Genomic DNA, 11,136 nt, shown 5'->3' on the forward strand with positions numbered 1-11,136 from the left:
ATCAAAAAGGAGGTCATGGTATGACAAGGGGAAAGAATATTTGCAAGACATTGAAAGGTATTCGTCAGCAGATAGCAGATGCGAATAACATTCATTATCAACCCTGTGAATGTCACCACGAGGGCGATTGTTCTGGCACTTGTCCTGCTTGTGAACAAGAGATCAGATATATTGAAAGCCAACTAAAAGAGCGTAGTCATAAAGGTATAAACACGAAAGTCATTGGTATTGCTGCAAGTATTTGTGCCACAATGATGCCTTTGACAGTCTCTGCACAAGACTCTAAGTGTAATACAACTCCTGCTAGCGTTATACACGAGGTAAGTCAAGATGACCTGCAAGTAGTCGACTGGTCACAAGGTAGACGTGATGCTGTTGTTATTAAAATACAGCTTATTGCGTCTGATGCAAAAGAACCTTTGATCGCTGCTGACGTGCAATTGCTGGGAACAGATAAGCATGTCTTTGCAAATGAAGATGGCTATTTTGCAGTGAAAGTACCGATAGATGCAACCTTGAGAATCTCTCGTTTGGGGTTTGTTACTAAGGATTTTAAAGTGAGGTCTTTGTTAAAACGAAAGCGCAGGAGGGTAGTTATACAAAGTGATGGCAATGTTTTGGGTAAAATTGCGGCCTCAAGTTGTGAGCGAATAAGTGATTCTGATAGTCCTACGTCACATGTAGAAAAGAATAAATAATAGTTGTTCTATCAAAAAGGAGGTAATGGTATGACAAGAGGGAAGGATATTTGCAAAACATTGAAAGGTATTCGTCAGCAGATAGCTGATGCGAATAACATTCGTTATCAACCTTGTGAATGTCACCACGAGGGCGATTGCTCTGGCACTTGTCCTGCTTGTGAACAAGAGATCAGATACTTGGAAGAGCAGTTGATAATACGTAAACGAAGGGGATGGAGTATGAAAGTTGCAGGATTAGCAGCGGGCTTCTGTGTTGCAACCATCCCTCTTGTCTCTTGTAACAATACGCCCAAGAGTACTTTTGCAAAGGCTATTGAAAGTCCGCAGACGGGAGAGGTTTTACAAAAAGTAGAGAATTTCTCTACTGATAAAGAACATTCTGTTGTTATTAGTGGACTGGTTGTTGATGGCGAAAGTAATAAGCCAATTTCGTCAATAAAGGTGTTTACAAGATCTGGCAAGAAGTCTTTTACATTCACTGATGGGAGTTTCTCGGTGCGTGTGAATCCTACGGATACACTCCTGATAACAGATACTTCTGATAGTTATGTAGGCTTTGATCTATTGGTCAAAGAGGTTAAGAGTCCTAATAAAGAATTGCTCATTCGATTAAGAAGGACTAATCTTGAAATGGGAAAAATCAAGATTGATGATAATGTTAAGCAGAGTGTTGAATATAATAGACCGCAATCACACAAAGAGAAATGCAATCTGAAGTAACCGCCCCACTAATAGCTATCAATCGGCATAGGCTGACAACAGATGGAGAAGGTATAACAACACTGGTTGCTTTCCATGGTTGTTCGTTGCGATGTAAGTATTGTTTGAATCCTCAATGCTTACAGTCTGATGGTGTGTGGCAGGTGTTGACGCCTGGAGAGTTATATGCAGAAGTAGAGATAGACGACCTTTATTTCATGGCAACAGGGGGTGGCATCTGCTTTGGCGGAGGCGAACCTCTCTTACAATCAAGTTTTATCAAGGCTTTTGCAGATATTATGAATCCAGCTTGGAAACTAACGATTGAGACAGCTCTTAATGTTCCTTTGAAAGATGTTGAGCGTGTTGCTCCTTTGATCCATACGTGGTATGTTGATATCAAAGACTTAAATTCTGATATTTATAAGGCTTATACGGGGAAAGAAAATGCGTCTGTTATTTGCAACCTAACGTGGTTAGCAGAGAATGGATATGCTGATAAAGTCATTATTCGGCTTCCTTTAATACCTGAGTATAATGCTGATTCACATCGACAGGTTAGTGAGCAAACACTAAAGAATATGGGTTTTCATCACTTTGACCACTTTACTTACACCTTAGCACACCTCACTTCTGATATTAAACAATTATAATATATAAGGTAGATAGGGTGTTTCTCTATCTGAAAATCATTATCTTTGCAATCACTAAAGAGTTATAATTATGAAGAAGTTACTTGTTTTTATTCCACTTATACTTCTGTTATTCCCAATGAAAATAGCTGCACAAAGCTATGACGAATTGTGGAAGCAAGTAGAAGCAGCAGGTCGGAAAGACTTGCCAAAGACTGCAATTGTATCTTTACGAAAGATAGAGAAGAAGGCTCAACGTGAGAAGGCTTATGGGCAACTATTGGCAGCTAACTTCTTAGCCTCAAGTATTCAGACACAGATCTCGCCTGACTCTATGGATGTCGAACTCAATAAGTTGAAGGTAAAAGCACGGGAGGCTGAACGCAAAGATGAGGTGTTGTCTGCAATATATAACTGTGTCTTAGGATGGATAGAACAGGGTAAATCTGATGGTAACAGTGCCGAATACTTTAAGAAGGCATTGTCTAATCCGTCGTTACTTGCACGTCAGAAGGCTGCTAACTATACCCCTTTAGTGAAGATAGGCAAGGATGATCATATCTTTGGAGGCGACTTGCTCCATGTCATTGGTATGCAGGCAAGGGACTTTGACAAGCTGAATCGTTACTATGTAGAGCATGGCAATCGTGAGGCGGCATGCTATACAGCTTTGCTTGCGGTTGATGAGAAGGATAATAAAAGCGAATTGCTTGACTCTTTGATGCGTGTTTATGGCGATCTACCGATATGTGGTGAGGTGGCTATAAGCAAGTATAATCGTATGAAGGAAGAAGAAGAACCAGCAGAAAAACTTGTTGCTTTCATTGATAATGCCCTCTCTCGTTGGCCAACATGGGCACCTATAGAACAGCTTCGTAACGAACGTAAGGAATTGACGGCACCCATGTCTACGGCTGAAGTAGAGCGAGATCGGGTAACAAGTAAAGACAAGGATAATACGGTGCAAATGGAAGTTCGTAATGTGCCAAGCCTTACGATAAACATTACTCGTACATCTTTAAAAGGTAATACTCAATATAATGAAGAGGACAAGAACGATTTGAAAGCTATCAAAGCATCATTGATACCATCCTCTAAGCAGGTTATTCAGCGTACATATAAGGGTTATAAGGACTATGAGATACTGAAAGATTCCTTTAATCTACCCGCCCTTCCAGTGGGTGTTTACTTGTTAGAATTTGTTCCTTCAGATAGTCGTTTAGCAAGAGCCTACTCTCTTTATTATGTCAGCGACCTGTTTGTTATGACGGAAGAACAGCCTGATAAGCGCAATCGTTATGTTGTGGTTGATGCTAATGAGGGTCAGCCTGTGCCTGGTGCAACCATCCGCATAGAATACAGAAAGGATAATTGGAGTAGTAAACCATTGACAAAGATACTTACAACGGATAGTAAAGGAGAGGCATTTATAACCGATCCTGGTTATAGTTCAGATGTCTATGTCTACACAAGCAAAGACCAGGCTTTCCCTGCAATGGACCTTAAAAGTAATTATAACTACTATAAAGCTAATAAGAATGGTGAGGTAGCAAACCTTTATACAGACCGTTCTCTTTATCGTCCTGGACAAACCGTTCATGCCTCTGCTATTGTATATCTAATGACGCAAAAAGGCTTTAAGATGAAGGCAGAGGCGGGCGTTTCATTTGATATGATACTACGTGATACGAATGGAAAAGAGGTGAGTCGTAAGGCTGTAACTACTGATCGCTTTGGTACAGCAGCAGTCGATTTCGAGTTACCAAGTAGTGGACTTACTGGTGATTTTACGATTATCACAAATAGTAAAGGAGGTGGACAAGTTCGTTTCAATGTAGAGGAATACAAGCGTCCGACCTTTGAAGTAAGTTTTGATGACTGCAAGGAGAAGTACACAATAGGTGATACTATCCAACTGAAAGGACATGCCAAGAGTTTTGCAGGTGTTCCTGTGCAGAATGCGAAAGTAACTTATTGGGTTAAGCGACGCCCCATGCGCTGGTGGTGGGACAGCTATGAGAGTGACGAGGAGGTGAAGATTGGTCATGTGGTAACAGATGAGAAGGGTGATTTCATAGTCTCTGTACCTTTCATTCTATCGAAAGAAGTAGAGAAAGAAATGGTTTCTAATCGTTCTTTCCGCCCTCGTTTCTATCACTTTGAGGTTGAGGCTATGGTGACAGATGCTGGTGGTGAGAGCCGAGAAGGCTCTGTCTCGCTTCCTCTTGGTACTAATCCGACCACGTTGGCGTGTGATATTCCTGATAAGAACTTGCGTGATAGCTTGAAAACAATCAAGTTCGATTACCTCAATATGGCTGGTCAACCTATTGACGGGACGGTGAAGTATGTGATAGTTCCACAACAGAAGGATGAGAAACTATATGTTTATAAAAATTATGTAACAGCTAAAGCCAATGAGGATATTGCTTTGAAGCCAATGTCTTCAGGTGCTTATCGCTTGCATGCAATCTGTGGAACAGATACTGTTAATACAGACTTTGTTCTCTTCTCAATGGATGATAAGCAACCAGTAATTACTACACATGATTGGTTCTACTTGAGTGATAATTTCTTCCCACGTGATGGTTCGCCAGTCTATCTACAGGTTGGATCGAGTGATAAAAACCAACATGTAGTTTATTCTATCTATGCTGGTAATAAGGTTATAGAAACAGGTTCATTTGATCAAAGTAATAGTATTAAGACAAGAAAGCTCTTTTATAAAGAAGAATATGGCGATGGTATTACCTTAAATTATGCGTGGGTGAAGGATGGTGTATTATATTCTCACATGCAGAGTATCGCTCGCCCATTGCCTGATAAACGATTAATTACGAAGTGGTCTACCTTCCGTGACAAGCTAACACCGGGTCAGAAAGAGGAATGGATAGTAAGTATTAAACGTCCAGATGGCAAGGCGGCAGATGCTCAACTGATGGCTACTCTCTATGACAAGAGCCTCGATGCAATCATTGCACATTCTTGGATGTTAAGTCCTTACTTCTCTCTTAGTCAGCAAAGTGTGCTTTGGGAAGGTGCTGATGCTAATCCTTTGACTTTGTCTGCCTATGCTGATATCAAGAAGAGAGAGGTGCCTGAACTATCCTTATCAGAGTTCGATAATCGCTACTTAGGCTCTTGGGACTCCTCTTTTAGCTTCCGTTATGGAAAGATGAAATCACGTAATTATGCTCTAATGTCACGTGCGGTAGAGTTGAAGGCAATGCCTATGTCTGATTCAGTAGAGAGTCGTGTGTTTAGTGTGGCAGAGCAGATGCCATCGATGAGAACTGATAGGGTAGCTGTGAAATACACTGCTCCTGTCATTAAGAATGATGAAGAGATAAAGACAGACGAGAAGAAGGAAGACAAGAAGGTGACACCTTCTATGCGTGAAAATCTCAATGAGACGGCTTTCTTCTATCCGCAGTTACAGACGGATGGAAAGGGTAATGTAAGTATTAAGTTCACGCTTCCAGAAGGTTTGACAACGTGGCGTTTTATTGGTATCTCGCATGATGAAGAAATGAATCATGGCTATTTGACAGATGAAGTAATTGCAAAGAAGAGTTTAATGATTCAACCGAATATGCCTCGCTTTGTGCGTATCGGTGATGAAGCAATGGTTTCTGCACGATTATTTAATCAGTCGGATAAGGAGGTCAATGCCAATGCAAAGATTGAAATCATTGATCCTGCAACTGAAAAGGTATTGTTTACAGATTGTAAAGAGGTCGTTTTGAAGGCGCAAAGTAATGGTTTAGCAACTTATAACTTATCTTCTTTATTATCAGAGAAAGCTAATCAGTTATCGGCTGATCAGTCTTTGTTGATTGCTCGCTTCTCGGTAGAGGGCGATGGATTCTCTGATGGTGAGCAACATTATCTACCTGTTCTTCAAAACAAGGAGTATGTTACCAACACCTTACCATTCACTCAGAATGGGGCAGGGGAGAAGGTTATTGATGTTAATAAGCTATTCCCAAAGAACAGTACAGCACAACGGTTGACCATTGAATATACGAATAATCCAAATTGGTTGATGGTTCAGGCACTGCCTTATGTGGCTGAGTCAAACGAGAAGAACGCCATCAGTCTTGTTTCAGCTTACTATGCTAATCGTCTGGCAAAGAAGATTATCTCTACTTCACCAAAGATAGAACAGACGATTAACCAGTGGCGTTTAGAAACTGGAAAAGAAACCTCTATGATGTCAGCATTAGAAAAGAACCAAGACTTGAAGACGTTGGCATTGGAAGAAACTCCATGGTTGAGAGATGCTAATAACGAACGTGAACAGAAGCAGATGTTAGTTCGTCTCTTTGATGGAAACCAATTACAAAGTCGCTTGTCAACGACATTAACCAGTCTGAAGAAGCTACAGAATCCTGATGGATCTTTCTCTTGGTGTCCAGGAATGAAGGGTAGTTTATATATGACTGTTTCGGTTGTCAAGAGCCTTGTTCGCTTACAAACACTGACCGATAAGGTGGAGACTTCAACAATCGTTGATGCTGCTTTCCGTTATTTGGATAAGCGAGTAGGAGAGGAAGTCGCCAATATGAAGAAGACAGAGAAGAAGTATAAGACGTTGCTCTTCCCTATGGATGACCTCTGTGATTATTTATATTCAAATGCTTTGGCAGGGCGTAAGACAACGCCAGACATTAACTATCTCTTGGATAGACTATCTAAGAAACCTGCCGACTTAACTATCTATGGTAAGGCTCGCACAGCTGTTATTCTCCAACAATATAATAAGGTGGAGAAAGCAAAAGAGTACTTGCAGAGTATTAAGGAGTATATGGTTTGTACAGAAGAGAAGGGTTGTTACTTTGATACGAAACGTGCGCAATATAGTTGGTTCGACTATAAGATACCAACAGAAGTAGCAGCGATTGAAGCTGTGAAACGCATTACGCCAAATGACGAACAGACGTTAATGAATATGCAACGCTGGCTCTTACAAGAGAAGAGAACGCAGAGTTGGGATACTCCTTTGAATGCCGTAGATGCTATATGGGCGTTTATGAATGATGGTAAATGGGTGATGGAGAATGGTGAGAATGCTAAACTTACGTTGAATGATCACCCTCTAAACACATTACAGCCTACAGTTGGAATTGGATATATTAAGGTGACAGAGCCGATGGGAACGCAGGCTGCTTCTGACAAACAGGAATTGAAGATTCAAAAAACAAGTACGGGTACTAGTTGGGGAGCTGTTTATGCACAATTCTTCCAGCCAGCTACTGAGATTACTGATGCTACATCTGGTTTGAAAATCAAACGAGAAGTATTGGTTGATAGCACTCTGACAAAGAATCTCAATAATTTGAAAGTGGGCGACAAGATTCGTATTCGTTTGACGATTATTGCTGATCGTGATTATGATTTTGTGCAGATTGTCGATAAGCGTGCAGCTTGTTTAGAGCCAGTTAATCAGTTGAGTGGATATCACTGGGGCTATTACATCGCACCAAAAGACTATACAACTTCCTATTACTTCGACATGATGGCAAAGGGTAAACACGTGATTGAAACTGAATATTACATTGATCGTGCTGGCGTTTATCGTACGGGAATCTGTACAGCTCAATGTGCTTATGCACCAGAGTATAGCGGTCGTACAGGGGCAATAATTATGAAAGTGGATGAGTAGATAAGTTGGAAAACTCTTTAGAAAGATGCTTCAAATAGAAATAGATAACGGCAGTGGGTTTTGCTTCGGTGTGACCACTGCAATTAAAAAAGCCGAAGAAGAATTGGCAAAGGGCACAAAGCTCTATTGCTTAGGAGATATAGTGCATAATAGTATGGAGGTAGAACGCCTTACAAAGAAGGGACTGATCACCATTAATCATGAGCAGATGCGTGACCTACATAATGTGAAGGTCTTACTTCGAGCACATGGAGAACCACCAGAGACATACGAGCTTGCTAAGCGCAATAACATAGAGATTATTGATGCGACATGCCCTGTTGTACTTGCGCTTCAACGCCGTATTAAATCGCAATATGAGAAAGGTCAATATCCAGCAGAAATCTCTTTGGAAAATAAAGGAGAACGAGTTGTTACGCTTTCTACAAGTAGGAGAATTGATACTGAGCATGACGAAGCTTATCATCCATCTTCTATATCAGCTTCTCTCTCCACTCAGAGAGAGGTGGGGAGTGAGGCTTCCATCGTTATCTTTGGTAAGAACGGGCATGCCGAAGTACTTGGTCTAGTAGGGCAAACACATAGTCACGCTATTGTAATTGAAAAGTTTGAGGATGTGAAGGCCTTAGACTTTAGTCATGACATCTATCTTTATTCGCAAACAACAAAGAGTTTGGACGAGTTTCATAAGATAATTGATTATATACAGAGTCATATCTCACCAACAGCAAAGTTCCAGAGCTTTGATACTATTTGCCGGCAAGTGGCTAACCGCATGCCAAATATATCGTCATTTGCAGCTCGCCACGATTTGATTCTCTTTGTGGCAGGTCGTAAGAGTTCAAATGGTAAGGTTCTCTTCCACGAGTGCTTAAGTGTGAATCCAAATTCCCATCAGGTAGAGAGTGCTGACGAAATAGATATGAAGTGGTTTGAAGGTGTACAAACTGTAGGTATTTGTGGAGCGACCAGTACACCGAAATGGTTGATGGAAGAGTGCCGTGATGAGATTCTTCGGCATACTTGATGATCTTATTTAAGATGGTCGTTGAATATTTTTAGAGTTAAGAAGAATATTAAATAACAATATTATAAATAGAATTATGAAAGAACAAAAGAACTTCTTTGTAGCCATGTCATTCTTAGGCTTAATGTTTTTCACATGTGGCTTCGCACTAGGAATCAATTCTTTGTTGGTTCCAGTATTGAAAGTCTCACTGAGTGTATCCTCTATGGAGGCATATATGCTTATTGGTGCAACCTTCCTACCTTTCCTTATCTTTGGTTATCCTGCAGGAATATTGATTAGTAAGATTGGATATAAGCGTACTATGGCAACAGCCTTTGGAATGTTTGCAGTTGCTTTTTGTGTATTTGTCTTGTCGGTGGATGTGAAGAACTTCCTCTTATTTCTTGCGGCTTCTTTTTTCTGTGGAACGGCAAATACATTCTTACAAGCAGCCATTAATCCTTATGTTACAATCTTAGGACCTACTGAGAGTGCAGCAAAGCGTATTTCGATCACGGGAATGATTAATAAGTTGGCATGGCCTGTTTCCCCTTTATTTATATCTTTCTTTGTAGGAGATGCTGGTCATATTGGGATTGAAGAGTTGCAGAAACCATTTCTTATGATTATCTGTATCTTCGTTGTTCTGGCTGTTGTTGCCCTTTTGTCTCCTTTACCTGAAGTGAAAGCAGCAGGTGAGGAGTGTGAAGATGATAATGAAATAGACCAGGAAGTTTCAGCTTATGCGAACAGTAAACACTCCATATTCCAATTCCCACATCTTGTATTAGGAGCCATTGCAATATTTTTTTATGTAGGTGTTGAGACAATCGTTTTAGGTACGCTCATAGACTATGCAGCAGAATTAGGTCTTTCACATCCTGAAAATTATTCGTGGATAAGTCCTATCTGTATTAGTGTTGGATACATAGCTGGTATTATACTAATTCCGAAGTTTCTTTCTCAAACACGTGCTCTACAGATATTCTCCTTTATTGCATTGCTAGGAACTTTCCTTGTTGTGATTTTACCAGGTGTATATAGTATATATTCTATTGGTATTGTGGCTTTAGGTTGTTCATTGATGTGGCCTGCTTTCTGGCCTTTAGCATTGATGGATTTAGGTAAGTTTACTAAGAAAGGTTCATCTCTCTTAACGATGGGGCTTATCGGAGGAGCTGTCATAACAGTATTGTTTGGGCTACTAAAAGATGTCTCAGATGTTCGTTACGCCTACGGACTATGTTTTATCTGTTTCGGCTATATTTTGTTTTATGCCTTTAAAGGCTATAAATTGCGCTAACATGTCTTTTAAAGTTCAAGTAATAAAAGTGATTTGATTTCCTCTAAATATACCCCTCTTGAGCTAGTGATCCTTACTTAACGTGAGTCCAACGAACTCTGAACAATGCAAGCTGTGTGTCAATGCTCTTTTATACATTGATGCACGGCTTCTTTAGAAACAGGCAATAGGCGGCAATGATTCCTAACAATTTGACGATAAATAGTCAAAGCATTTATGTCTGGAGTGCTCTACTTGTGCAATGTTCTTAAGTTCATCATTCACGGTTTCTATAATAGCTCTTTTTTGAGTAAAAGCCTGTCAGAAACACTCATTAAAGCTCCTTCTATGTTATTTTGCAACTTAGTAATAAGCTGTATTCCGTCAACGAAATGCCTTTGGAAGAGGTTCTTTTCGATGTAGCCTTTAAATCCAAGTTAGATAAATCAAGCCCCTTTGTCGTGTGTTTACTTTTCTCTATTATGACTCTGTGGAACCCCTTGAATGGATGAAATCAGTTTTTAATATCTGTAAAAAGCTAGACATAGGTTTCTTGCATTGGTCTTTGAATTTTATTATTTTACCTATTGGTCATTAATACTAACCTTTAAGCCTGTTAACACTAACCTCTGAGCCTATTAATACTAACCTTTTTGAACTTTAATCATTAACATTTGAACTTACGACTTTCTTCCATTGTAGCTGTTTCATGCATTAGGTAGAGGTTAAGAGTCAGCGGTTGGAGGTAGAGGATGGTGCTTCTTTTTCTTTTCTGTGCTGCAAAGGTAAGTAGAATTTTAAAGAAAACATTAGTTTTTCGAGGTACTGGGATAACAAGTATTGCAAATGGCTCTGTAATAACTTGTGTTACAGAGAGATAAACAAATGAAGAATGAGGAACGATAAGACAGAATGACTTGTTTTTTTTGACCTTTGCCTAATGGGATAAAGTTCAATTAATCACATCAATCATAAAATCACAATCACAAAATCACAAAAAGGATTTTCAATGTGTAAAAGGGATTCCTAATATAATATAATACCTTATTAATAAATAATAATATATAATGATATATTATCTACATAAAGAAAAAGCATGATACTACCATAATTGATTTTGTGATTTTGTGATTGTGATTTTGTGATTT

6 protein-coding genes and 1 pseudogene are annotated in these 11,136 nt (G+C 39.7%); 6 read left to right on the forward strand and 1 reads right to left on the reverse strand.

Features of this window, described 5'->3' with window-relative positions; genetic code table 11:
• The first annotated feature begins 20 nt into the window (after positions 1–20).
• The 6 genes from HMPREF9969_RS06045 to gluP all read left to right on the forward strand — a co-directional run bounded on the left by HMPREF9969_RS06045 (position 21) and on the right by gluP (position 10,009).
• Entirely contained in the window at positions 21–698 is a 678-nt protein-coding gene (locus HMPREF9969_RS06045; protein ID WP_036895260.1) for a carboxypeptidase-like regulatory domain-containing protein, read from the forward strand.
• Positions 699–728: 30 nt separating this feature from the next.
• Positions 729–1,421: a membrane receptor RagA gene (locus HMPREF9969_RS06050; protein ID WP_036895261.1), complete on the forward strand. Its 693-nt coding sequence runs from the start codon at positions 729–731 to the stop codon at positions 1,419–1,421.
• On the forward strand, positions 1,406–2,053 hold the full coding sequence (locus HMPREF9969_RS06055; RefSeq protein WP_009434961.1) for a radical SAM protein: 648 nt from the start codon (positions 1,406–1,408) through the stop codon (positions 2,051–2,053). Before HMPREF9969_RS06050 ends, HMPREF9969_RS06055 begins: the two co-directional genes overlap by 16 nt.
• Positions 2,054–2,123: 70 nt before the next feature.
• The gene (locus HMPREF9969_RS06060) at positions 2,124–7,697 is read left to right on the forward strand and encodes an alpha-2-macroglobulin family protein (protein ID WP_009434944.1); all 5,574 of its coding nucleotides are present in this window, start codon (positions 2,124–2,126) and stop codon (positions 7,695–7,697) included.
• Positions 7,698–7,722: 25 nt separating this feature from the next.
• Positions 7,723–8,724, forward strand: a complete 1,002-nt coding sequence (locus tag HMPREF9969_RS06065; protein WP_009434942.1) for a 4-hydroxy-3-methylbut-2-enyl diphosphate reductase — start codon at positions 7,723–7,725, stop codon at positions 8,722–8,724.
• Positions 8,725–8,800: 76 nt separating this feature from the next.
• Positions 8,801–10,009 (forward strand): glucose/galactose MFS transporter, encoded by a 1,209-nt coding sequence (gene gluP / locus HMPREF9969_RS06070; protein ID WP_009434965.1) that lies wholly within the window; start codon positions 8,801–8,803, stop codon positions 10,007–10,009.
• Between the two features lie 130 nt (positions 10,010–10,139).
• Here gluP and HMPREF9969_RS12555 read toward each other — a convergent pair.
• Positions 10,140–10,425: pseudogene (locus HMPREF9969_RS12555) on the reverse strand (transposase); the annotation flags it as partial.
• Between the last annotated feature and the right edge of the window lie 711 nt (positions 10,426–11,136).

It is taken from the genome of Prevotella sp. oral taxon 306 str. F0472, from assembly GCF_000257925.1.
Classification (GTDB): domain Bacteria; phylum Bacteroidota; class Bacteroidia; order Bacteroidales; family Bacteroidaceae; genus Prevotella; species Prevotella vespertina.

Coding starts and splice junctions, on each gene's coding strand:
- HMPREF9969_RS06065 (WP_009434942.1), top strand. CDS start 7,723: ATGCTTCAAATAGAAATAGATAACGGCAGTGGGTTTTGCTTCGGTGTG.
- HMPREF9969_RS06050 (WP_036895261.1), top strand. CDS start 729: ATGACAAGAGGGAAGGATATTTGCAAAACATTGAAAGGTATTCGTCAG.
- HMPREF9969_RS06045 (WP_036895260.1), top strand. CDS start 21: ATGACAAGGGGAAAGAATATTTGCAAGACATTGAAAGGTATTCGTCAG.
- HMPREF9969_RS06060 (WP_009434944.1), top strand. CDS start 2,124: ATGAAGAAGTTACTTGTTTTTATTCCACTTATACTTCTGTTATTCCCA.
- HMPREF9969_RS06055 (WP_009434961.1), top strand. CDS start 1,406: ATGCAATCTGAAGTAACCGCCCCACTAATAGCTATCAATCGGCATAGG.
- gluP (WP_009434965.1), top strand. CDS start 8,801: ATGAAAGAACAAAAGAACTTCTTTGTAGCCATGTCATTCTTAGGCTTA.